This window comes from Actinopolyspora mzabensis (assembly GCF_900101095.1).
GTDB classification, from domain to species: domain Bacteria; phylum Actinomycetota; class Actinomycetes; order Mycobacteriales; family Pseudonocardiaceae; genus Actinopolyspora; species Actinopolyspora mzabensis.
In genome coordinates, this window is record NZ_FNFM01000017.1 from 1 (window position 1) to 24,906 (window position 24,906).

At 66.5% G+C, this 24,906-nt stretch carries 10 protein-coding genes and 1 pseudogene; 3 read left to right on the forward strand and 8 right to left on the reverse strand.

The window, feature by feature from the left end; translation table 11 throughout:
- A partial coding sequence (ahcY, locus tag BLR41_RS22170; protein WP_092632776.1) for an adenosylhomocysteinase occupies positions 1 to 1,457 on the reverse strand: 1,457 nt, incomplete at its 3' end.
- A gap of 243 nt (positions 1,458 to 1,700) precedes the next feature.
- Here ahcY and mtnP point away from each other — a divergent pair.
- Complete coding sequence (gene mtnP, locus BLR41_RS22175; RefSeq protein ID WP_092632779.1) at positions 1,701 to 2,585, forward strand: S-methyl-5'-thioadenosine phosphorylase; 885 nt, start codon at positions 1,701 to 1,703, stop codon at positions 2,583 to 2,585.
- A gap of 199 nt (positions 2,586 to 2,784) precedes the next feature.
- Here mtnP and BLR41_RS22180 read toward each other — a convergent pair whose 3' ends face one another.
- Positions 2,785 to 3,390, reverse strand: coding sequence for an adenine phosphoribosyltransferase (locus BLR41_RS22180; RefSeq protein WP_092632782.1), 606 nt, complete (start codon positions 3,388 to 3,390; stop codon positions 2,785 to 2,787).
- Positions 3,391 to 3,496: 106 nt separating this feature from the next.
- On the reverse strand, positions 3,497 to 4,396 hold the full coding sequence (locus tag BLR41_RS22185) for an adenosyl-fluoride synthase (protein WP_218120322.1): 900 nt from the start codon (positions 4,394 to 4,396) through the stop codon (positions 3,497 to 3,499).
- Positions 4,397 to 4,661: 265 nt separating this feature from the next.
- Here BLR41_RS22185 and BLR41_RS22190 point away from each other — a divergent pair, with 265 nt between their 5' ends.
- Positions 4,662 to 5,990: a cation:proton antiporter gene (locus BLR41_RS22190; RefSeq protein WP_092632785.1), complete on the forward strand. Its 1,329-nt coding sequence runs from the start codon at positions 4,662 to 4,664 to the stop codon at positions 5,988 to 5,990.
- 454 nt (positions 5,991 to 6,444) lie between these two features.
- Here BLR41_RS22190 and BLR41_RS22195 read toward each other — a convergent pair whose 3' ends face one another.
- Positions 6,445 to 6,981 carry a YbaK/EbsC family protein gene (locus tag BLR41_RS22195; RefSeq protein ID WP_092632788.1) on the reverse strand — a complete coding sequence of 179 codons (537 nt, stop codon included), beginning with the start codon at positions 6,979 to 6,981 and terminating at the stop codon, positions 6,445 to 6,447.
- A 7-nt stretch (positions 6,982 to 6,988) separates the two neighbouring features.
- On the reverse strand, positions 6,989 to 7,990 hold the full coding sequence (locus BLR41_RS22200) for a DMT family transporter (protein WP_092632792.1): 1,002 nt from the start codon (positions 7,988 to 7,990) through the stop codon (positions 6,989 to 6,991).
- A gap of 936 nt (positions 7,991 to 8,926) precedes the next feature.
- On the opposite strand from BLR41_RS22200, the gene BLR41_RS22970 reads away from it, so the two are divergent.
- Positions 8,927 to 9,331 carry a universal stress protein gene (locus BLR41_RS22970; protein WP_176798102.1) on the forward strand — a complete coding sequence of 135 codons (405 nt, stop codon included), beginning with the start codon at positions 8,927 to 8,929 and terminating at the stop codon, positions 9,329 to 9,331.
- 210 nt (positions 9,332 to 9,541) lie between these two features.
- Here BLR41_RS22970 and BLR41_RS22210 read toward each other — a convergent pair.
- From BLR41_RS22210 to BLR41_RS22220, 3 genes and pseudogenes are all read right to left on the reverse strand, one after another.
- A pseudogene (locus BLR41_RS22210) lies at positions 9,542 to 16,054 on the reverse strand (SDR family NAD(P)-dependent oxidoreductase); the annotation flags it as partial.
- A 46-nt stretch (positions 16,055 to 16,100) separates the two neighbouring features.
- Positions 16,101 to 21,596 carry a type I polyketide synthase gene (locus BLR41_RS22215; protein WP_092632801.1) on the reverse strand — a complete coding sequence of 1,832 codons (5,496 nt, stop codon included), beginning with the start codon at positions 21,594 to 21,596 and terminating at the stop codon, positions 16,101 to 16,103.
- Positions 21,597 to 21,672: 76 nt separating this feature from the next.
- A partial coding sequence (locus tag BLR41_RS22220) for a type I polyketide synthase (RefSeq protein WP_218120323.1) occupies positions 21,673 to 24,906 on the reverse strand: 3,234 nt, incomplete at its 5' end.

Below are 24,906 nucleotides of genomic sequence, written 5' to 3' on the forward strand. Positions count from 1 at the left end.
CGGTAGTGCTCCGGCTTGTACGGTCCTTCGACGTCGACTCCGATGTATTCGGCCTGGGCCTTGGTCATCTTGGTGAGGTTGACGCCGAGCGCGTCCAGGTGCAGCCGGGCGACCTTCTCGTCGAGGTGCTTGGGCAGCATGTAGACGTCGCGGTCGTACTCGTCGGTCTTGTTGAACAGCTCGATCTGGGCGATCGTCTGGTTGGTGAACGAGTTCGACATCACAAAGCTCGGGTGCCCGGTGGCGTTACCCAGGTTGAGCAGCCTGCCCTCGGACAGCACGATGACGGCGTGCCCGTCCGGGTAGGTGAACTCGTGCACCTGCGGCTTGATCTCGGTCTTGGTGATGCCGGGGGTCTTCTCCAGACCGGCCATGTCGATCTCGTTGTCGAAGTGGCCGATGTTGCCCACGATGGCGTTGTGCTTCATCCGGCTCATGTGCTCGGCCGTGATGACGTCGAAGTTGCCCGTGGTCGTGATGAAGATGTCGGCGGTGTCGACGACCTCCTCCATCGTCTTGACCTCGTAGCCCTCCATCGCGGCCTGCAGCGCGCAGATCGGGTCGATCTCGGTGACGATGACCCGGGCGCCCTGGCCACGCAGCGACTCGGCCGAACCCTTGCCGACATCACCGAAACCGCAGATCACAGCGACCTTACCGCCGATGAGCACATCGGTGGCACGGTTGATGCCATCCACCAGGGAGTGGCGGCAGCCGTACTTGTTGTCGAACTTCGACTTGGTGACCGAGTCGTTGACGTTGATCGCCGGGAACAACAGGTCACCGGACTTGACCAGCTCGTAGAGCTTGTGCACACCGGTGGTGGTTTCCTCGGTGACGCCCTTGATCTCCTTGGCGGCCTTGGTGAACCGCTGCTTGTCGTTGGCCAGGCTCTCACGCAGCACCGACAGCACGACCTTGAACTCGTCCGGATCGTCCTCGGTCGGCTGCGGCACAGCACCGGCCGTCTCGAACTCGACGCCCTTCTGGACCAGCATGGTGGCATCGCCACCGTCGTCCAGAATCATGTTCGGACCACGGTTGTCGGAAAAGCCCTGGAACAGCTGGTTGGTGCACCACCAGTACTCCTCCAACGTCTCACCCTTCCAGGCGAACACCGGGACACCGGCGGGCTTGTCCGGCGTGCCGTTCGGGCCAACCACCACGGCCGCGGCGGCCTCGTCCTGGGTAGAGAAGATGTTGCAGGACACCCAGCGCACCTCGGCACCCAGCTCCACCAACGTCTCGATCAAAACGGCGGTCTGCACGGTCATGTGCAGCGAACCCGCGATACGCGCACCCTTGAGCGGCTTGCTGTCCGCGTACTCCCGGCGAGTCGCCATCAGGCCGGGCATCTCGTGTTCAGCCAGCCGGATCTGGTGACGGCCGGACTCGGCCAACTTCGGATCCGCGATAGCGAACTCGATATTCCCTGCCTTCTGCAACTTCGGGCTCATGATTTCCCTTCCTCGTTTCCTCAATCGGGCAACCTCGCGCCGGCCGACGGACCGTAGTAGGTGCATCCCCTCTACAGCGCTCACAACTTCCTTCGAATGCTTCCACTCTCGCAACATATCCACGGCTTCGACAGTGTCCTTAAGTAGTATCCGAGACTGTCACTTTCTTCCGATGAAAAAGCCGTCAATCATGGCATATGGTTGATACGGACTTCCAGCCCCTCACAAAACAGGAACAGAACTGTGACTCACGGGAAACCTGACATAGCCATCATCGGCGGCAGCGGACTGTACCGACTCGACGAATTTTCCGTGGAAGAGCACCGAGTCGTTTCCACCCCCTACGGAGACCCCAGCGAAAAGATAATCATCGGAAAACTGTCCGACATTCGTGTCGCTTTTTTGCCGCGCCACGGCGCGGCGCACCAATTATCCCCCACGGCCATACCACAGCGTGCAAATATCTACGCCCTCAAGGAGATCGGGGTGCGTCGAGTGGTGGCAATCAGCGCTGTAGGCAGCCTCCGCTCCGATTACGAACCCGGGCACCTGGTGGTGCCCGACCAGCTCGTCGACCGCACATCAGGCCTCCGGAGGTCTTCGTTCTTCGACAACACACCGGTGGCCCACGCTGCGTTTGCCGATCCGTACTGCCCAGACTTGCGTTCGGCGATCCTGTCGGCCGGTCGGCGGACGGGCGAGACCGTCATGCACGACGGGGGAACTTACTGCTGCATCGAAGGGCCGCAGTTCTCCACTCGGGCGGAATCCGAACTGTACCGGTCCTGGGGGTTGGACGTCATCGGGATGACAGCGTCGCCGGAGGCCAAACTGGCCAGAGAAGCCGAACTGTGCTATGCGGGACTGTCGCTGGTCACCGATTACGACTGCTGGCACGACACGCACGACTCGGTCGAGGCGCACACCGTGGCATCAGTGATGGCCCGCAACGTAATTGCCACACAACGCCTTCTGCTTACCCTCGTACCCGGGCTCACGGCCGATACCGAGTGCTCTTGTAGTAGTGCGATGGAGTACGCCGTGTTGACCGACACCGACGCCGTCTCGACGGAACCGGGGACTTACCCGTGGCAGCTGGCCCGAAAGTACCGCTCCGACCTTGCCTAGTCGTGCTGCCCGGACTGGTCTAGTCGTGCTGCCCAGTGCAGTTCGGGAGAGCTGTCCGCGGACAGCGACACGTCGGTTCTCGTCCCGCCGATGCGCGAGCCGTCCCTCAAGCCCCCACCAACGTGTCAACCACCACCGGCTACCGGACGGTCGGAGAAGGAGGAGCGGCTCGAAAACACGATCGGTACGCAGCGTTCGCTCAGGTCGTCAACAGCGAAAACACCGGATAAGGCGCCAGCGTTCGTCGACCGCCCAGTTCGGTCAGTTCCAGGGCAGTGGCGAAGCCGCTCAGCTTGGCCCCCGCACGCGAAACCAGCGCACCGGCGGCGGCCAGGGTTCCGCCAGTGGCTAGTACATCATCGACGACGAGTACGGATTGTTCAGCGCTCAACGCATCTCGCTGGACCTCCAGAGCCGTCGCGCCGTACTCGAACTCGTACGTCGCGCGATGCACGGCACCGGGTAACTTGCCGAGCTTGCGGGCCAGCACCAATCGGCACGAACTGATCTGGGATACCATGGTTCCGAGGATAAATCCGCGCGCATCGACGGCAAGAACAGCGGAGAACTTACCCTCGAAGGCCAAAGCTATATGTGTCGCCACCGATCTCAACAAAAAGGGATCACTCATCGTCCCGCTCAGATCGCGGAACAAAACGCCCTCCCGCGGAAAGTCCGGAAACTCACGAATCGTGCACACAAGGCGATCGACGAGATATTTCGACGGGTTACTCCAGGCGCCACGACTCGAATACCCCAAAACATCGTGAGAAAAACCACCCTCATGACCAGAGGAAGAGTTCATTTGTTTTCCCATCCGACGATCGGAACAGATATTCGCCACCGGCAAGGTGGGAACGCTGCCCGTACCCAGTAGCGCCGAGCACGGGCAGCGTCGATCACCCCGCCGACTACGACCGGGTCACTCTGACTGACATTCCTTCTTTCAGGTTGTACGGGTAGGCCAGACTTGCCGCGTTGCGGGCCAAGGACAGATAACCACGACTGTTGACATAAACGACCGGATCACCAACTTCACCCGCATCGGCGAATGTGGGGCTCAACGGCAATTCGAAGGGGAAAACGTCGTCCAGAACGATTTTCAGGTTCGTGCCGTAACCGACTCCGGCAGATTCGAGGTTGTCCCGGTGAATGCTGGTCCAGATATTGCCGAAGGGATGGTCTATTGCTGTTACGACACCGCTTAGATCGCCCTCTGGTGAGACCGTGGCCTGTGGTGGCGTGAACCGGACTATCTCGGAGTCCTGCAGCTTGCGCCCCACCTTTTCCAACGGATACCCCGCCGCAAGATGCGCTGATGGGATGGCAACCATTTCCCGACTGTAGAAAGTCGGTTCAGGCCTGGCGGGAACGACATCCGTCGAGCTCACCTCATATGCCTCCGTATAACCGTGCTCCTGGAGCACAGTCGTGAGAAGACCGTTGTTGGGGGCGATGTAGATATAGGAGCCCTCGCTGCGTTCGAATCCCTCGCCGGACCCCGCCCACTGACCACGAGCACCGCCTTTGGCCGGATATTTGATCCGTACCGCCACCGATCGCGCCGTAGTGCCGGTGGCCGGATAAGTGGTGGTGGCGAAGACGGTGCCTTCGGGGAAGAACCGGGGCAGGTCAACGATGTAGCGAGCTCCCTCCTCCACATTCCAGGGCTCCATGGAGTGGCACACGTCCACTACGGTCACATCCTGGCATATGCTCATCATCAGGCCTTTACACTGCGCGACCGAATCATCAGTAGTGCCCAGGTCGCTCATGAAAGCGATGATCGGCCGCGAATAACTGTCCGACATGAACATCCCTCTTTCGGATCCGAAATAATCTCGACGTGCCCGACTTCGACAACAACATTAATTCGCGGACACGGACCGGAAAAGTAGCAGTCGGAGATATGTTCTTGGATAGATGATAACAACGGAACCGAGCGGAAAGTTGTAGTGCGTATTGCCACATTCGACATATAGCACTCGGAATCCATGAACGGGAGAATCATGAACAACATCCGGCGAAAACGTTGCGACGAAGATGCTGTCGTGTCGAGAGCGAAGGTGACGGAACATGTCCGAGGGCAACCTCGCTCAACTGCTTGTCTCTCTTACTCTGGTACTGGTGATCGCTCACGTTCTCGGACAACTGGCGCAACGGCTGCATCAGCCGCGTGTGGCAGGCGAGCTACTCGGTGGCCTCCTGCTCGGACCGACCGTGCTCGGGTTTTTCGCACCCGATCTGACGCATCGCCTCATCCCTGCTGTCGGTCCTGTTTCCACAGTCCTGGGCGGAGCTGAGCAGCTGGGCATGTTGATGTTGATGTTCCTGGCGGGGACCGAGGTTCGCAGACTCTTTCCGCAGGGGAACAGAAAAGCTGTGACGATGGTGGTCGTCGTAGGAATGATAATCCCTTTTGCGGCCACACTCCTCGGACTGAACCTGTTCGAAATCAATTCCGTATCCGGCCCGGCAGAAAACCGTTCAGCCCTTATACTGGTCATTGCGAGCGCGGTAGCGGTGACCAGCATACCGGTGATATCGCGAATAATGCTCGATCTAGGCATTCTCAACACGGCTTTTGCCGGTGTGGTGCTGTCTGTGGCAGTTATCGAGGACGTCGTTCTTTACGTGGTGATATCGGTCGCCCTCGGGTTGGCGAACGACTCAGAGCGTTCCATGGTGGGACTGCCTGAGCTCGTGGGCATGAGCCCTGGAATCGGCATGGGCTTCTACTACGTCGTCGCAACCCTTTTGTTCCTGTTCGCGGCCGCGGTCCTGCTCCCACGCGCGGCGAATCCGATGATGAAAAGGATCGTCGTTGCCAACATATCCCCGTTCGGCGCCACCACGCTGTGTGCGGTACTGACAACGGCGATGGCCGCTACTGCCTCACTCGTGGGTGTACAACCGATGTTCGGCGCATTCGTCGCCGGAATACTGATCGCCCGGCTGGAGTCGGAGAACCAGGTAACACTCTCCGCACAGTACCGATCGTTCGCTTCGGCCTTTTTCCTGCCGCTGTATTTTGCGGCGGTCGGCCTGGAACTGGATCTCGTCAACAACCTCGCTCTCGGCTTTACGGCAACATTGTTCGTCCTTGCCAGTGGAGTCAAGCTCGTCAGCGCATACCTCGGTGGCAGGTTGGGAGGAAAGCGCCGCACTCCCGCGCTGCACTTGGCCGTGGCCCTCAACGCTCGTGGTGGCCCCGGGATCGTACTCGCCAATCTGTCCTTCGACTCCGGGATCGTCAACGCGGAGGGCTTCACAGCACTCATCATCCTGGCTGTGGGAACCTCTCTCCTCGCCGGAGGTTGGCTTCGATTGGCCTTGGAACGCGGCAGTCCGCTGGAAGATCCTCCGCTACGGAGTCAACGATCCGGGCTCGACCAAGCTGGGTAGCCTTGTGATCGGTTTCGCATCACCGGTTCGGCCGACGTATGTACCGCCGGTGTCGGTTGAGCTCCGCGAACGATGGAGACGCCCGTTCCGTCGGGGCACCACTGCGACGATCGACACGGCTGGGTAGGGATCGATGCGTCCGACCACTGATGCCGCTCGACCGCGAGGCGGTGTCGTGCACACGTTTGCGGGTGGTGGCGCATGAGCGATCGGGGGCACCGGGACTTGGCGGAGCGGTGAGCCCGTCGGAGCGAATGCACGGTGCTGTGCCGAATACCCGGTATCCCGGGCTCGTGGCTTGGCGCGAGTGGCGACTCGACATCCGTGCTCGGAATCTTCACCTCACGGCGTCGGAACGAGTCGTATCTTCACCGTCGAGGAGTTCACGACCGTTGGCTACCCATACGCCCTTTCCCGGTCGAGTCGGACCGCCGGAAGTCGTTGGGCACCGGGATCACGCCTGCCGATCCGCCCCGCCGTGCTCCGACACGTGACTCGGCTCGTCTTCGGCGATCGACTCCACCCGCGGTGCCGCCAAGCGCTCGTAGTCATCGCTGTGCAGGCGAAGCGAGCGGTCGAGACGGGCGGCGTTGAAATAAATATATTCGTGCTTGAGCATCCCGGGATCCACCAGCAGCTCGACTTCACCGTTGAACGCGAAGGGGAGAACCGTGCCGGACACGGAACCGGCGAGGCTTTCGGCGGTGGCGTTCTCGACGAATCCGGCGTAGATCCCACCGTACAGCCCCTTGAGAGCCGACAGGTCGACTCGTTTGTTCCCCGGAACCACCGCGAGAACATAGCGCTTCGTCTTCTTCGTCAGCTTCATCATGACGATGATGCACTTCGCCGCCTGCTCGACGGGATGCCCTCGGTACCCACTGACCACATCGGTTTTTCCCTCGGGCTGGTGGTCGATGAGTTCGTACCGGGCGTCGTTCTCGTCGAGCCAGTTGATCAGACGTTCGTAAGTAGTGTTCTCTTCGGACATCGCGGGGCTAACCTCCTCCGTTTACCTTACTCTCTTGGACGAAGCGGGACGAGCTCTGTGAACCTTCGTTCGAGGACGCTTTGGGGCTGTTGGTCATAATCCGTCCGACGAAGGCAGCGATGACGACCAGTGCGCCGCCGATGTATTGCAGCACGGTGAGCTGCTCATTCGCCACTACGATGGCGAACATCGCCGCGAAGATCGGTTCGGTCGACAGGATGATACCGACCCTCGTAGAACTGGTGATCCGGGCACTTCGGAGCTGCACGAAGAAAGCGAACGATGTTCCCAGAACGCCCAGATAAGCTATCAGAATCCATTCCTCGATACCGATCCCCTGCATGCTGGACCAGGCATTGTGCTCGAAGACGAACGATGCTGCCCCTGCGAGCGTGAAAACCACGACGAACTCGACGAAGGTGATATTTGTCAACGACTGCCCGACCACCCTGGAGCTGTTGCCGAACAGTGTTATCTGAAAGCCACGCACCAGCGCCGCGGCCAGGATTATGAGATCACCGAGCTGGGGGCGGAATCCATGTGCCAGGGACAACAGGCCGCACCCGACGATCGCGGCCACCGTGGCGACATAGACCAGGGCCGGATATCGACGGGAGAAGAGGACCAGCTCGAACAATGGAATGAGAACCACGGACACGGTAATAAGGAAACCGGCGTTGGCGGCACTCGTAAAACGTACTCCGGTCGTCTCGCAAACCAACACGAGAAACAGCAGGAACCCGAACCATGCACCCGTGCCGATCTCCTGGCCGCTGAGCGAACGCAATGAACGCCAACCGAGCACGGCGATAACCGGAATCGACATCAGGAACCGAAGAGCGAGAAACGCCATGACCGGCAGCGCTTCCCCCACTATTTGCATGACAACGTAACTCGATCCCCAGATGACCGCCACCATGAGAATCGATATATCGCTGAATATTACCCCACGGTTGTCGTTCTGCCGCGCGGCGCGAGAGCCGAACGCGTACTTCGATCGCAGTTCCATGAATCATCCACTGCTCAGCAACGAGGGTGGCGCCAACCACGACACCCTCTTCTGACCAATATCCACGTCTACATCCCGCTACGGGTTCGACGTCACCCGTGGTGCCTCGGCTCGAAACCGCCTCCCATGATGGTCAATTCGTGTTCGATATATTGAACACTGTAGAAGCGGCGCGCGCGACCAGTCAAGCTGATAGCGGCAACGGCAACCCTGTTACTCCTATTGGGTGAACCGCTCAAACAGTTCTTGATTATTGCCCCCGATCTGGCGGAAGACGGAAAGCTCAAGACCGGTGCGTGGCTCCGGCCAACGGGTACGACACCACGTGCCGCTGCTGCGACGTCATCGCGGGATGAGGGGATTCTCGACCGAGCAACCGTCTCCCGTCACCTTGCCCACGATCAAACTACGGCACACGCCACGCACCCGGTTCGCGAACACCGTCCGTTTTGCCCAGCATTCCGCGGCCACCGGACCGCGAGCCACGGGTGCGGTGCTGCTGGGCTTAGCTCACCCCCGTGTTGGGAGTACCCGGGGTCGGACCGATCCGTCGGTGCGGTCTTGCACGGTCCGGCAAGGTGTTTCCCGCCGAGACCTCAAAAGCTTCCGGTTCAACCCGGATCGATGTATCGAAGTACCACGAAAGTCGTACCGCGAAGAATTGAACCGCGCAGTCCGCGTGTCACTTTTACCCTTCAGCAGAAGTCGACCCGGCCAGATCATTGCACGGTGCACCACGAGTCGTGCTATAAAAGATCGTGTCCTGATTCGACCGACCAGCCGATCTTCATCAACCACGGTAACAATTTCATCCACTGCGATCGAAAGCAACTCCGAAGGAAAGAGTTCGCACCATCGAAAGAAGCAGAGTCGGAAATCTTTCAAACCATGCCGGGAACGAGCATAGTACTGGGTCATCGCCCCAGAGCGGACGGGATGAGCGCGCTGCACGCCGGTGCGGGATTCGCTCGAAATCTTGACGTCACGCTGCACGTGATCCACGTCGTGGATCATTTTGACCTTCCCATCGGCTTCGACTCACCCACCTGGGAGGAAGATCTGCAGCACAACCTCGACGAACAGCGCGAAGAGGCCGAGAGCTACTTGTCGAACTCGCAGATTTCGTGGACTTACGAGACGGCCAGAGGTGATCCTGCGGCCGTACTGACAAGAGTCGGCAGGACACACGGAGGATTCTTTTTGATCGGCAGTCGCAAAAAATCTTTCAACTCACCATTTAGTCGTTTGATGTACAGCAGTTCCACCCTGCGGGGACTGCGAAAACATGCGGATCTCCCCATAGTGGTCATTCCCCCGAACTTCCGAAAAGTCTCTTCCTGAGCAGCGAGAAAAACAGGATCTCGTCCGGTTCCGCACCTCGCGGGAACGGCTGACACCAATCTTTTCGTTTCGGGGGCGAGAAGTTTCACACCCGGACCGACGAGGCGGATAGTTTCGCGGGCCCGGCGTCGGCCCGGTTTCGCGGCCCCGTCGAAACAGGACGGAGCCGCGACGCGCGACCACGCCACGGTTCGGAAAGATTCGAACCGCTTACTCGGTCACCCCATCCGTTCCTTCTTCCTGGGTGATGGCGTGCAGCGTACGCAGGATCCCCGACTCCGGACGGAAGCGCCGTGCCAGCTCGTCGGAGGGCATCGACGACGGAACGTGCGTCGAGACCGCCCCGCCGTGCCCCTCCAGCAGCACCTGCGCGAGCCGCAGCCAGTGGTCCCCGGAGCGCATCGCCTCGGATGTCCACCGCAGGAACTTCTCCGCGGGAACCAGGTCGCACTCCCACCCCGCTTCCTGGAAAAGACGCAGCAGCTCCTCCGGAGCGGGCGGCTCGGGATGGATGACCTCGTGTGCGCCCCGACCGTCGGGCTCGAGAGCACCGCGTGCGATCGCGTGGGCGACGTAGTCGACGGGTGAACCGGTCCCGAGCCCGTCGTCCGGCAGTGATCGCGAGTCCACGACGGCCCGGAAGATGTGGTACTCCCCCTGGCGTTTGTTCACGGCTCCGCGTTCCGCTCCGGCGATCACTACACCGGGGCGGAACACCGAGGTCGACAGCCCCAGCTCCCGCGCCGCCCCGACCAGGTACTCGGCGGCGCATTTACTCGTCCCGTACCCCTGGAGCGGGCGGTCGTCGTCCCAGTAGTTCGCGTCGAGCGGCGGCACCACGTCGTGCACCGCCTGGGTGGACACGAGCGAGAAGTGCTGATGCGCCCCCACCGACGCGAGTTCGAGAAGCTGGTGCACCCCACCGATGTTCACCCTGGCGAGGTCGCGGAAGGGGGCGAACCAGTCGACCGCCGCCCCGTTGGCCAGCACCTCGGTGGTCTCGTGAGCCACCCGCCGGAACTTCTCCTCACCCATGCCGAGCCGGTACTTGCCGAGATCACCCGCGTGAACGCTCACCCGCTCCGCGAAGGCTCCCTCCAGGTGCGACAGTCCCCACTGGTGCAATGAGCGGTGAACCCGCAGGCGGGCCTCTTGATCGTCGCCGGCGCGCACCACCGCCACGACCCGCTCGACCCGCTGATCGTCGAGCAGCGCGTCGAGCAGATGGGCTCCGAGGAACCCCGTCGCGCCCGAGAGCAGGACGGAGCGGGTAGCCGCGTGGCGCGGCTCGAACGAGAGCTCACGGGTCATCGACAGCCACGGCTCGGCGACGAACTCGCCGATCGGCGTGGTACGCGCCCCCTCCGCGCCCCGGTCCGCAGCCGGTGCGTCCGCGAGGTCGGGGTCCTCCTCGGTCGCCACACCGAGTTCGCCGACGAGAAACCGCGCGAGGTCACGAGGTCTCGGGTGTTCCAGCAGCACCGAAGCGGACAACCGGGCATCGACGAGCGATCCGAGCCGGTTGCGCAGCTCGACCGCCATCAACGAGTCCAGCCCGAGGTCCTGCACCGGTCGCTCGGGGGCGATCCCCGACGACTCCGCGATACCGAGGACGGCGGCGAACTCGCTCCGCACGATCTCGAGCAGAGCCGCTTCGCGCTCGCTCGCGGGAAGCCGGCGCAATCTCGCTGCCGCACCACCGTCGGCGTCGCCCGTTCCGGCGGCACGACGTTTGGGGACGTGGACCAGTGCCCGCAGCATCGACGGCGTCGCTCCCGGCTGCGCACTCGCCGTCCGCTGGAGGGCGGAGCGATCGAGCGGCACCGGTGCGAGGAACGCGTCCGGGCGGCGCAGCGCGTCGTCGAACAGCCGCACCCCGAGCTCGTCGTCGATCGGCGAGAGCCCCATGCGGCGCAGCCGAAGTCGCAGGAGATCGTCGAGCTCGGTGACCATCCCCGCCTCGACCCACGTCCCCCAGCCGAGGCTGAGTCCCGGCAGGCCCTGCTGTCGCCTGCGGATCGCGAGCGCGTCGAGAGCGGCGTTCGCCGCCCCGTAGTTGGCCTGCCCCATCGCACCCAACGTCCCCGCCGCAGAGGAGAACAGCACGAACGCGTCGAGGGAGGCCTCACGGGTCAACGCGTCGAGGTGGAAGGCGGCGTCCACCTTCGGTGCGAGCACCTTCTCGACCTGCTCGGCGGTGAGGTCGGTGAGGAGTCCGTCGTCGACGACCGCGGCGGTGTGCAGCACCGCGGAAAGCGGGTTCTCCTCCGGAATCTCCTCCAGGACGGTTTCGAGGTCGGCACGATCGGAGACGTCGCAGGCGCGCAGCGCGACGGTCTCCGCACCTGCTTCCCGCAACTCCCGCACGAGGTCGTCGGCACCGTCGGCGGTCGCTCCCGAGCGGGAGAGAAGCATCAGGTGTCGCAGCCCGAAGTGCCGCACCAGATGCAGACAGGTCACTCGCGCGAGGGCCCCCGTTCCACCGGTGACCAGGGCCGTGCCGTCCGGATTCCACGCGGTCCCCGGCTGTTCCGCTCCGCTGTCGACCTGTGTCAGCCGCGGCGCGGAGAAGGTCTCGCCCCGGAGCAGGAGCTGGTTCTCGTCGTCCGGGAGAGCACGCAGCAGCTGGTGCAAGGACTCGTCGTCGGCACGGGACTCGTCGATGTCGACGAGCACGAGATCACGGTCCGGCTGCTCGGTGTGCAGGGAACGCCCGAGGCCCCAGAGCGCGGCGGATGCCGGGTTGGCGGGCGCGTCGTCGTGGTCGGCACACCAGGCCTGCCTCGTGAGCCAGACGACACGCGCGTGTTCGAGCCCCTCGGTCTCGAGCAGGCCGCACAGCAAGCTCAACCCGCGATGCGTGAGCTCCCGGACGGCGGAGGTCGTCGGTTCCGGTCGCGGCCAGCGGACGAGGAGGACCGGGTTCTCCTCGCGCACCTCGCCCGCGAGCGTGGCGAAGTCGGTAGTGTGCGGGTCCACCTCGCGGAACGTCGTCGGGGTCGCGGCGCGGGAACGCACCGGCCGCATGGCGACCCGGTAGAGCTGTGGCCGCTCGCCCCCGACGGTGGTGCGGAGCTCCGCGGCGGTCACGGGACGCCGAGCGATGGCACCGACCGTGGCCACCGGGGCACCGGTCGGGTCGAACAGCTCGATACGAGCTTCCCGGTCACCGACGCCGGTGATTCGAGCGCGCACCGACCTAGCCCCGACCGCGTGAAGCCGGACGACGCGCCACTCCACCGGTAGGTGGAGGTCCTCCTCCGGAGAAGGGTCGTTCCCTTCCAGCGCCCGCAGCGCCGCGTCGAGCAACGTGGGGTGAAGGCCGTACCCCTCGTCCACGTCGGTGCCGTACCCGCCCGCTCGGTCGCCCTCGTCGGCTTCCGGTAACGAGGCTTCCACGAACAGGGCGTCCTCGTCCCGCCAGATCCGCCGGAGACCGCGCGTGGCGCTCTCCTGGTGCCACCCGCGTGCCGCGAGCGTCTCGGACAGCTCGTCCGTGTCGAGTTCGGTCGCTTCTCGCGGTGGCCACTGCGGGGCGGCGGTCGACTCCTCCGCCGGCATCGCGGCCAGCGTTCCCACGAGGTGGCACGTCCACGCACCGACCTCCTCCGCTGCCCGGCTGTGCAGCGTGAAGGTCCGCGTTCCGCCGTCCTGTTCCGGTTCGAGCGAAAGCTGCAACCGCCTCGCGGTGCCCTCGACCGCCAGGGGCGTCCGCGACGTGGCCTCCCGCACCCCCATCACGTCCTCATCCGAGACGGTCGAGAAGGCGTGCAGCACCGCGTCGAGCAGCGCGGCGGCAGGAACCATCGTCGTGTCGTGAACATCGCAAGTCGACCAGCGGCTCGTCGGTGAGACCAGGCCGGTGAACACCACACCGCCGTCGGGCCGGTCGGTTCGCCCGCCGAGAAGCGCGTGCTCCGAGGTGTCCAGCCCCAGCTCGGTGAGGTCCCGGGGCGAGGTGCGGTCCGATTCGAGCCAGTAGTGCTGCCGCTGGAACGCATAGGTGGGAAGTGCCACCGGCTTCGCACCCAGTCCGGAATGGACGGCTTCCCGGTCGACGGGGATCCCGTGCGCGAAGAGCTCCGCCGCCGCGACACGAACGCGACTCGCGGCGTCGGCGTCGCGGTGCAGCGACCCGACCACCGCCTCGTGGCCACTACCGGTCAGGTTGGCGACGAGCAGTGGATGCGCGCTCAACTCGAGGAACGCCGTCTCTTCACCGGGGGCGAGTGCCTCCAGCGCCAGATCCAGTCGCACCGGCAGGCGCAGATTGTCGGCCCAGTAACCGCCGTCCAGTTCGCTCCCGTCGAGTCGTGCACCGCGTACGGTGGAGTAGATCGGGACGCGACCCTCGCGCGGTGTCAGGTCCGAGAGCTCGGTTGCGATCGCGTCGAGGATCGGGTCCACCTGCGGTGAGTGGGAGGCGTAGTCGACCGCGATGCGTCGGCAGAACACCCCCTCGGCCTCCAAGTCGCCGAGCAGCGCGTCGAGCGCGGCCGGGTCTCCCGCGACCACGGTGGACTCGGCGGTGTTGACCACCGCCACCGACAGCCCCCGTTCCCGCTCGGCGAGACGCCGCTCGACCTCGTCGACCGGCAGTCCGACGCTGCCCATCGCACCGTCACCGTCGAGCCCCCGGATCAGCCGACTGCGCACCGCGACCACCCGTGCGCCCTCGTCGAGGCCGAGCGCACCGGCGATCACCGCGGCACCCACCTCCCCCTGGCTGTGCCCGACGACAGCGGCCGGGGACACTCCCCACGACTCCCAGAGCCTGCCCAGCGCGACCGAGACCGCGAACAGCAGCGGCTGCGCCACGTCCACCCGCGCCATCGCCTCGCGCTGCTCCTCGTCGTCGGACTCCAGGAGTTCGACCACGGAGAAGCCGACGTGACCGCGAAGTGCTTCGTCGCACTCGAGCAGCGCCTCGCGGAAAACCGCTTCCCCGAGCAGCGAGCGGCACATCCCCGGGTACTGGCTGCCCTGCCCGGGGAGGACGAAGACCGGTTGGTTCCGCTTCGCGATCGCCAGTACCGTTCCACTCGGCCGCGAACCCGCCGCGCACGTACGCAACCGCTCGATCGCCTCCGCCCTCTCGGTGGCCGGGACGACGAGGCGGTGCCGGAACGCGTCGCGAGTGGTGGCCAGGCTGTAGGCGGTGTCCACCAGGGAGCACCGCTGATCGTCGGCTCGGTCCTCGAGATGGTCGGCCAGCCTCGCCGCGTTCGCGCGCACCGCGTCCTCGGAATGCCCCGACAGCACGAGCGGAACGGTCGCGGGAGCCGGGAGGTCGCCCTCCGTCCCGGGGTGGTCGACGGATGCGTCGGTCTCGGACTTCGCCGAAGGAGCGGGCGCTTCCTCGACGATGACGTGCGCGTTGGTCCCGGACAGTCCGAAGGAGCTCACGCCCGCGCGCCGCACGTGCCCCTCGCGCTCGGGCCACGGGGTGGGCTCGGTGAGCAGTTCGATGTTTCCGGTGAACCAGTCGATGTGCCGGCTCGGCTCCTCGGCGTGCAGCGAGCGCGGCAACAGCTCGTTGCGCAGCGCGAGCACCATTTTCATCACGCCCGCCGCGCCCGCGGCGGCCTGACCGTGGGCGATGTTGGACTTGGCCGAGCCGAGCCACAGCGGATCCCGCCCGGCACGGTCCGCGCCGTAGGTCGACAACAGGGCATTGGCCTCGATGGGATCGCCGAGCGTGGTACCGGTCCCGTGCGCCTCCACCGCGTCCACATCGGCGGGAGAGAGCTCGGCCGATTCGAGAGCGGCTCGGATCACCCGCTCCTGCGAGGGACCGTTCGGGGCGGTGAGCCCCTGGCTGCGACCGTCCTGGTTAACGGCGCTCGCCCGCAGCACGGCAAGCACCTCGTGACCCCGCCGCTGGGCGTCGGAGAGGCGTTCGAGCAGCAGCATGCCGCACCCCTCGCCGAAGCCCATGCCGTCGGCGTGCTCGGAGAAGGCCTTGCAGCGACCGTCGGGGGCCATGCCCCGCTGTCTGCTGAACTCGACGAAACCGGCCGGGCTGGTCATCACCGTCACCCCACCCGCGAGCGCGAGATCGCAATCGCCGCGGCGCAGTCCCTGCATCGCGAGGTGGAGCGCGGTCAGGCAGGAGCTGCAGGCGGTATCGACCGACACCGCAGGACCTTCCAGACCGAGGGTGTAGGAGATCCGCCCGGACGCGGCGCTCGGCAGCGATCCGGCGGTGGCGTGCCCGTCCAGTTCTTCGAGGTCGCCGGTGGCGTAGAAGTTCGGGAAGAGACCCGTGTACACACCGGTCGAGCTGCGCGCCAGCGACGAGGGGCGGATCCCGGCACGTTCGAAGGTCTCCCACGACGTCTCGAGGAGCAGCCGCTGCTGCGGATCGATGTGCCGCGCCTCCCGGGGGCTGATGCCGAAGAAGGCGGGGTCGAACTCACCGGCCTCGTGCAGGAAGCCCCCTTCGTATCCGTATGACTTACCCGGCGCCTCCGGATCCGGATCGTAGAGGCGGTCCCGGTGGAAGCCGGGCCGTTCCGGGAACGACGTGATCGCGTCCCTGCCCTCGGCGAGGAGGTCCCAGAAGTCCTCCGGAGTGTGCGCATCACCCGGATAGCGGCACGCCATCGACACGATCGCGATCGGTTCGCGCATCGAGGCGACGAGCGCGCGTTTTTCCTGCTGCAGCCGCTCGGACTTCTTCAACGAGGCTCGAAGGGCTTCGGTGAGCTTTTCCTGGTCGGGCATGAGTACCTCTCGGCGTCGCGTGGGGTTGCCGGTCGTGGTCCGGCTATTCGCCCTGTTCCTCGTCGACGAGGCGAAGGAGGTCGTCCACGTTCATCGAGTCGATCTCCCCGGCCTCGGTGGAGTCCCCGGTGTCTTCGATGCCGGCACCTTCGGCCACCTCCAGTAGCGGGGTGAGCAGACCGGTCTCCCGCAGCCGTGCGAGCGGTACCGTGGCGAGGAGATCCCGGATGCGCGTCTCCTCGTCGCTCACGTTCCGCCGCGTGGCACCGCCCCCCCAACCGAGCTTCTCCCCGAGCACGCCGGCGAGGTCCTCCGGCGTGGGGTGGTCGAACAGGAGGTTCGCCGAGAGCGGCGCACCGACCAGTGCCGCCAGCCGGTTGCGGGACTCGACGGCCATCAGCGAGTCGAGACCGAGCTCGCGGACCGGACGATCCGACGGAACCGCCGACGCACCCGACAGCCCCAGGACGACGGCGAGCTCGCCGCGCACCGCCTCGAGCAGCGCTGGAGCTCGCTCCGCTTCCGGGAGCCGTTCGAACCGGGTGGCCGGTTCGGAACCGGTGCCGCGCCCGTCGGCGGCCCGCCGAAGAGGTCCCCGGATCAGGGACCTGAGCATGACGGGCACGGTCTCCGGCCGGGTGGTGACGCGCCGCCGCAGCAGTGCCGTGTCGATCGGAGCGGGGGTGACCACGGTGGTCGATCCGCGCAGTGCGGCGTCCAGCAGCGCCGTACCGGACGCGCGGTCGATCGGCAGCATGCCCGTGCGGTCGAGTCGTTTCCGGAGCTGTTCGTCCAGTTCGGTCGCCAGGCCCGCCTCCGACCAAACGCCCCAGGCGAGGCTGAGTGCGGGAAATCCTCGGTGCGCGCGGCGCTCGGCCAGGGCGTCGAGAGCCGCGTTCGCCGCCGCGTAGTTGGCCTGGCCGGGACCACCGATGGTGCCCGCCACCGAGGAGAACAGCACGAAAGCGGACAGCTGGATGTTCTCGGTCAGCTCGTGCAGGTGCAGCGCACCGTCCACCTTCGGTCGCAGCACGGTATCGAGGCGTTCCGGCGTGAGATCACCGATCAAGCCGTCGTCGAGGACGCCCGCGGTGTGGAACACACCCGTCAGCGGGCGCTCCGGCGGGATGTCACCGAGTGCTTCCGCCAGTCGCGCCCGATCACCGACGTCGCAGGCCGTGACGGTGACCGTCTCCGCACCGGCCGCTTCGAGCTCGTGGACCAGCGCCTCGGCACCGGCCGCTCGCTTCCCGGATCGGGAGAGCAGCACCAGGTGCCGCACCCCGTGCCGGGCCACGAGATGGTGGCAGGTGAATCGGGCGAGTCCGCCGGTTCCTCCGGTGACCAGCACCGTCCCCGACGCGAGCGACGATTCTTCAGCGGTGTCCTCCCCGGTCTCGGAGTCGGAGGCGCGGACCAGGCGGAGTGCCGTGAGGGCCCCGTCTCGCTCCACGAGTTGGTGCTCCTCCTCCGGTGCACGCCGCACGAGCCCCGCGAGGTCCGCCTCATCCCGATCGGTGTCGGTGTCCAGGAGCACGAGGCCGTCCTCGGGGTGTTCGGCCGAGAACGACCGGCCGAGTCCCCACAGGGCCGCCGTGGCGGGATTCGGGGGGTGATCGTCGTCGCCGGTGGTGACCGCGTCGCGCAGGACCCACACGACGCGCTCACCTTCCGGGGCGTCGGCGGCGAGCGAGTCCTGGAGTAGGGCGAGTCCCCGGCGAGTCGCCTCGCGGATGCCCTCGGGGGTGGGCTCGAAGTCCGGGAAGCGCACGACGCGCACCGGCTTCGGCTCGTCCGGATCCTGTCGTGCCGGAACCGGGCGGGTTTCCACGCGGTGCAGCGAACTCGCCGGTCGCCGTGGCGGCTGCGGAAGGTCCTCGGTCGCGACGGGACGGAAGGAACACCGGTCCACCGTGGCCACCGGCGAGCCGATCGGGTCGAACAGCTCGATCCGGAACTCCGCGTCGTCGACGCGGGTGACGCGTGCCCGGACCGCCGTCACGGCGAACGCGTGCAACCGCACCCCCCGCCACTCGACGGGCAGCAGTGGCCCCTCGGTGTCGATGGCGTGGGCGGCCACGGTCTGCACCACCGTCTCCAGTAGCGCGGGATGCAGCCGGAAGGACGCGGCCCCGTTCGAATCGACGTCCGTGGCCAGGTCCTCGGGGAGCGGGGCCTCGACGAACCACGTGTCTCCGCTGTTGCGAACCGTCTCCACCGGGGGAAAGGCGGGGCCGATGTCGATACCGCGCCCCACCAGCCGGTCGCCGGTTTCCACCGCTGCCGGTTCTGCTCCCGCCGGCGGCCACTCACCGAGCGCGTCGAGCGCCTGGTCGGGGGATTCCTCCCCGGTCAGTGTCGCGTTCGCGTGCGTGGTCCACGGTTCGTCCTCGCCCGCGTCCCGAGGCCTACCGCGCACGACGACCGAACGCGCCCCGCTCTCGTAGCCGGGGCTCACCGTGAGCTGGACGCGCCACGCACGCCGGTCGTCGAGCGGCCACTGGGAATCGACGGTCAACGAGGTGAGACCGGCTCCCAGTTCGACAGCGGCGTGCAGCACCAGTTCGACCACCGCGGCCGCGGGCACGACCGGTGTCTCGTGGACACGTTGCTCGAACAGCCAGGGATGTGTGGTGGGCTCGAAGCTGCCGGAGAACAGCACGCCGCCGTCCGGCAGCTCCGTGCGGGCCACCACGATCGGGTGTTCTCCCGATTCGAGACCGAGGGTCCGGGCGTCGCCTCGCGAGGTCTCCGGGACGTCCAGCCAGTAGTGCTCCCGCTGGAACGCGTAGGTCGGCAGCTCGACGGCACGTGCCCGGGAACCATCCCAGACCGTGTTCCAATCCACCGGGATACCGTGGGCGAACAGTTCCGCCGCGGCGATCCGCAACCGAGCCCGGGTATCCTCGTCCCGAACCAGGGACCCCACGACCGCCTCGTGACCGTCCCCTCGCAGCGGTGCGGCCAGCAGTGGATGCGCGCTGATCTCCAGGAACGCGGTCCGGCCGCCTGGGGCCAGCGCGGTCAGGGCGCGATCCAGGCGCACCGGATGCCGCAGGTTGTCGGCCCAGTAAGCACCGTTCAGCTCCGCACCGGTGAGCCGCTCACCGCGCACCGTCGAGTAGATCGGGACCTCACCCGCACCTGGGGCCAGTGCGGCCAACTCCCGGCGGATCGGATCCAGGATCGGATCCACCTGCGGCGAGTGGGAGGCGTAGTCAACCGCGATGCGGCGACAGAACACACCCTCGGCGTCCAGCTCGGACATGAAGCGTTCGAGTTCGGCACGATCGCCCGCCACACCCGTGGACCCGGTGGTGTTGACCGTGGCGACCGAGAGACCGTCGCGCCCGGCGAGACGCCGTTCCACCTCCTCCACCGGCAACCCGACACCGGCCATCCCACCGTCCCCGTCAAGACCCTCGACGAGGCGGCTGCGCACCGCGACGACGCGCGCCGCGTCCGCCAGGCTCAGGATCCCCGCGACGACCGCTGCCGCGACCTCGCCCTGGCTGTGACCGAGCACCCCGGACGGCTGGACGCCCCGGCTCTGCCAGAGACGCGCGAGCGCGACCGCCACGGCGAACAGCAGCGGCTGCACCACCGTCACCCGATCCATCGCCTCGCGTTGTGCCTCGTCGTCGGCCTCGAGCAGCTCGACCACCGAGAAGTCGGTGTGGGGGCGAAGCGCCCGATCGCACTCGTCGAGCGCCCGGCGGAACACGCGGTCGGCGAGCAGCTCGCGGCACATGCCGGGATGCTGGCTGCCCTGGCCGGGGAAGACGAAGACCACCTGCGATCGCTCTCCGCGCGCCCGGACAGCACCGGACGGCATCGTCCCCTCGGCGACCGACCGGAGCGCGTCGACGGCGTCCTCGCCGCCGACGGGAAGCGCGAGCCGTTCCCGGTGCACGTCGCGTGTCGTGACCAGGCTCCAGGCCACGTCCCGGAGCGCGGTGGCGGCTTCGTCGGATTCCGCGGCGGCGAGCCGTGGTGCCAGGCACTCGGCGAGGCGTGCGGCGTTGGCACGGAGGGCTTCCGCACCGCGTCCGGACAGGACCAGCGGCAACGGGGTCGGAAGTGCTCGCGGCGCGGTGTCGAGTTCCGAGTCCGGGGTCGGGTCGGAGCCGTCCTCGTCCGGTTCGGGGGGCAGCGGTGCCTCCTCGACGACGAGGTGGGCGTTGGTACCGGAGATCCCGAACGAACTCACGCCCGCGCGGCGGACGCGCTCCTCCCGACGTGGCCAGGGCACGGGTTCCGCGAGCAGCCGGACGTGCCCCGTCGACCAGTCGACGCCGGTCGACGGCTTCTCGGCGTACAGCGATCGGGGTAACCGCTCGTTCCGGAGCGCGAGCACCATCTTCATCACACCGGCCGCACCAGCGGCCGCCTGCGTGTGGCCGAAGTTGGACTTGACGGAGCCCAGGTACAGCGGCGTCTCCGGGCCACGTCCCGTGCCGTAGGTCGCCAGTACGGCGTGGGCCTCCATCGGATCGCCGAGCGTCGTGCCGGTGCCGTGCGCCTCCACCGCGTCCACGTCTTCCGGACCGAGGCCTGCCGCGGTCAGCGCGGCCCGCATCACCCGCTCCTGCGAAGGACCGTTCGGCGCGATCAGCCCCTGACTGCGACCGTCCTGGTTGGTGGCGCTCGAGCGCAGCACCGCCAGCACCTCGCGTCCGTTGGCCCGCGCGTCCGAGAGCCGTTCGAGCAGCAGCATCCCGCAGCCCTCCGCCCAACCGACACCGTTTGCGTCGGCGGAGAACGGTTTGCAGCGACCGTCCGGCGCCGCCGCGTACTGCCTGCTGAACTCGATGAGGATCGAGGGGGTGGCCATCACCGTGACCCCGCCCGCGAGCGCGAGGTCGCACTCACCACGCCGCAGCGCCTGCATCGCGGTGTGGATGGTGACCAGCGACGAGCTGCAGGCGGTGTCCACCGAGACGGCGGGTCCCTGCAGCCCGAGCGTGTAGGCGATGCGTCCGGAGACGAGACTTCCCGCGCCTGCCGCGACGTTGTGCCCGTCGAAGTTCGTGTTGTCGTGCCCCAACCGCGACAGGTAGTCGTTGTACATGACGCCCGCGTAGACGCCGGTGAGGCTGCCCTCCAGGGAAGAGGGAGGCACCCGCGCGCGTTCCAGGAGTTCCCAGCAGGTCTCGAGGAGTACGCGCTGCTGCGGGTCGAACCGCTCGGCCTCTTTCGGGCTGATCCCGAAGAACTCGGGGTCGAACAGGCCCGCGTCGTGCAGGAAACCGCCTTCCTTGGTCGTCGAGCGCCCCGGCGCGTCCGGGTCGGGATCGTAGACGTCCTCGACGTTCCACTCCGGACGATCCGGGAAGTCGCCGATACCGTCACGCCCCTCGTCGAGCAGTCGCCACAGTCCCTCGGGCGTGTCGGCTCCCCCCGGGTAACGCCCGGCCATCGACACGATGGCGATCGGCTCGTTGTTGCGATGCAGCTCGTCGGCGAGTCGGCGCTTGGTTTCCTTCAGTTCCGCGGTCGCCCGCTTCAGATACGTTCGTAGCTCTGGGTCGGTCGCCAAGTCGAATAACCTTTCCGAGGGAGCCGGATTCCAGCCGGTGTCCGGGAGTGGGGGTGTCCGTCCGGCCCGGGTGGGCTCACCGGTTCGAGATCTCTTCGTCGAGGATTTCGAGCAGCTCCTCGTCCGAGGCTTCCTCGAGTTCCTGCCGTTCCACGTGCTGGTCGTCCTGGCTCTGCCGCTGCCGATACGTCAGATCGAGCAACCGCCGTGTCGCTCCGCTGCGCTCGAGCGCTTCCGGTGAGAAGCGTTCCAACGCGGCCACGAGCTCGCGCGCCTGCTCGGCCTCGTCGGGTTCCGCCTCGTCCGGGGTGAGCAGTTCCGAGAGCCGATCGGCGAGCGCCTGCGCGGTGGGATAGCTGAACAGGAGATCCACCGGGAGTTTCTCCCCGGCCAGCCCGGACAGTCGGTTGCGTACTTCCACAGCCAGCAGCGAGTCGAGTCCGAGCTCCTGCAGGGCCTGCTGTGCGGGCAAAGCTTCGGCGGAGCCGAACCCGAGTACCGCCGCGATCTCCGCGCGCACCGCCTCCAGCACGATACGAGGACGCTCCGCCTCCGACTCCCGGGCCAGCGTGTCGGCGAGCGTCGTCCCCTCCCGATCGTGCTCACTCGGTTGCCGCGCAGGCACGAGGCCGCGCAGCGGCGGCGGTGCGCTCGCGGCACCACCCGCTTCCCGGAGGGCGCCGCGGTCCAGTGGTACCGGCGCGAGTACCGCCTCCGAGGAGGCGAGGGCCTCGTCGAACAGCCGCATCCCGCTCTCGGGGTCGATGAACCGCAACCCCTCGCGCCGCAGCCGGCGCCGAAGCGCCTCGTCCATATCGGCTGCCATGCCGGATTCGGACCACGGTCCCCATGCCAGGCTCGTCGCCGCCAGCCCCAGCGCTCTCCGACGTGAGGCCAACGCGTCCAGCGCGGCGTTCGCCGCCGCGTAGCTGCCTTGAGCGGAACTGCCGAACGTGCCGGCCACCGAGGAGAACAGCACGAACGCCGACAACGGCGTCGACTCGGTCAACTCGTGCAGCAGCAGCGCCGCGTCGGCCTTGGCACGAAGGGTCGCATCGACCCGCGCGTCGGTGAGGTCCGCGAGCAGACCGTCATCCACGATTCCCGCCGCGTGCACGACCGAACGCAGCGGATGATCCGAGGGGATAGTGTCGAGCGCCGCCGCCAGCTCCTGGCGAACGGACACGTCGCACGCGCGGAGGGTCACCGTCTCCGCACCGAGTTCCTCGAGCTCGGCGACCAGGTCGTCGGCGCCGGGTGCTTCGGTACCGGAGCGCGACAGCAGCAGCAGGTGGCGGACACCGTGCTCGGTGACGAGATGCCGACTCACGATGCGACCGAGCCCACCGGTGGCCCCGGTGACGAGCACGGTACCCGAGGTGTCGAACCGAACACCTGAGTCATCGGTGGTGTCGGGTCGCGAGGACCTGGCTTCGACAGGGGTAAGTCGAGGGACGTGCGGGGTCCCGCCACGCAGCACCAGCTGGGGTTCGTCGGCGGGCAGTGCCCGCAGGGCACTGTCGAGTGAGGCGTGGTCGAGCTCGGCATCGACGTCGAGCAGTACCAAGGATCGGTCGGGGTGTTCCGACTGCGCGGTCCGGCCCAGGCCCCAGACCGCCGCGGCGGCCGGGGACGTCGCTTCGTCACCGATCGCCATCCCGTTACGCGTCACCCACACCAGCCGCGTCCGTCCGAGTACTTCGGAGCCCAACCACGCCTGGATCCAGGAGAGCGCACACCCGGTCGCTTCTCGAACAGCGTCCGAGTTCGAGGGGAGATCCGGCCACTCCACCACGATCGTCGGTGTCCCGCCCGTTGCGGTCGATTCGGTCGTCAGGGCGGTGACATCCGTTTCGAACGCGGGCAGGTGCCGGAAGGTTCGGGACTCCCCGTTCGTCGACTCGGACGGCACCGGATCGGGGTCGACAGGTTCGAGTGCGATTCGGAAGAGGTCGTTCTCGTGTCGGGGAGTCAGGAACCGATGCATCGGAGCCCGGTGCGCGGTGAACCCCTCCAGATGGAACACCGGTTCCCCGGCCACGTCCCGCCCGACGAGGTCGTCCACCCGTGTCATCGACTCCTGCGAACTGGAACCGGCACCGGTCGCGGTTCGGACGGTGCTGTGCTGTGCGTTCCAGACGAGCCGTTCGATGTGGAAGGGCAACTGTGGGGTGCCCGCCTCGATGTGGTCGGAAAGCGACATGGCCACCGCGAAGGCGTTGTCGAGCAGGCCCGCGGGGACGGGACTTTCGGTGGTGTCGACGCCTTCCGGAACCGTGAAGGAGCCGTGGCAGGCGTCACCGGTGTTACGGAATCCGGACAGCCACCGCCAGCGTGGCCCCCAGTCGACCTCCACCGCGCGCAGGGAGTCCAGGAGTGAATCGGTGGTTTCCATCTCCTCCGGGGGCGGAACCGCGGGAAGTGTGGGAAGCCCGGCGGGCTCGTCGGTGGGGGTGAGGTGGGCGTGGGCGTGGGTGGTCCACTGGTCGTGCTGCCAACTGGCCACCGTCGCCCGCAGCATCTCGGACTCGCCCGTGTCGTCATCGGGCACCAGATGCACCTGCACCGGCAAACCCGCCTCACCCTCATCGACCACCAACGCCGCCACGAACCGCACATCCACCAACGCCACCGACCGGCCCGGCCACCAACTCGCCGCGATCGCCAACAACACCGACACATGAAACGCCCCCGGCACCACCACCCGACCAAACACCCGATGATCCGCCAAATACGCCTGCACCCCAGGACCCACCCGCAACGCATGCACCGCCCCACCAGCCGGAAGAACCTGCCGCGTTCCCCCCAACGACCAACGACACACCTCACCCGACACATCACCAACACCCGAACCAGCCCCCACCACCTCGGGCGGACTCAACCAGTAGTGCTCCCGCTGGAAGGCATACGTCGGCAGCAGCACGGGTTTGGCCCCACTGCCGTGGTAGAACGCCTCCCAATCCGGGGCATGCCCGGCCGTGTGCAACGCGCCCAACGCCGCCACGAACGACTCCGCCTCACCCAACTCACCCGACCGGCCGCCAGCACGCAGGGTGGGAATCAACCGGGTCGCCACGTCATCCGGCACGCATTGGGCCGCCATCGCAGACGCGGTGTTGTCCGGACCGCACTCCACGAACACATCCACCCCAGCAGCCAGCGCCGTGTCAACACCGTCGGCGAACCGCACCGGCTGCCGCACATGCCGCGCCCAATACCCCGGCGACGCCATCTCCTCACGACTCAACAACCGCCCGGTGACATTACTGACCACCGGAACCGAAAGCTCACCAAACACACACTGCCCCGC

Bases quoted from the DNA above. Each gene is read 5' to 3' on its own strand.
- BLR41_RS22185 (WP_218120322.1), bottom strand. From the start codon at position 4,396: ATGTCGGACAGTTATTCGCGGCCGATCATCGCTTTCATGAGCGACCTG.
- BLR41_RS22970 (WP_176798102.1), top strand. From the start codon at position 8,927: ATGAGCGCGCTGCACGCCGGTGCGGGATTCGCTCGAAATCTTGACGTC.
- BLR41_RS22195 (WP_092632788.1), bottom strand. From the start codon at position 6,981: ATGTCCGAAGAGAACACTACTTACGAACGTCTGATCAACTGGCTCGAC.
- BLR41_RS22200 (WP_092632792.1), bottom strand. From the start codon at position 7,990: ATGGAACTGCGATCGAAGTACGCGTTCGGCTCTCGCGCCGCGCGGCAG.
- BLR41_RS22190 (WP_092632785.1), top strand. From the start codon at position 4,662: ATGTCCGAGGGCAACCTCGCTCAACTGCTTGTCTCTCTTACTCTGGTA.
- BLR41_RS22180 (WP_092632782.1), bottom strand. From the start codon at position 3,390: ATGAACTCTTCCTCTGGTCATGAGGGTGGTTTTTCTCACGATGTTTTG.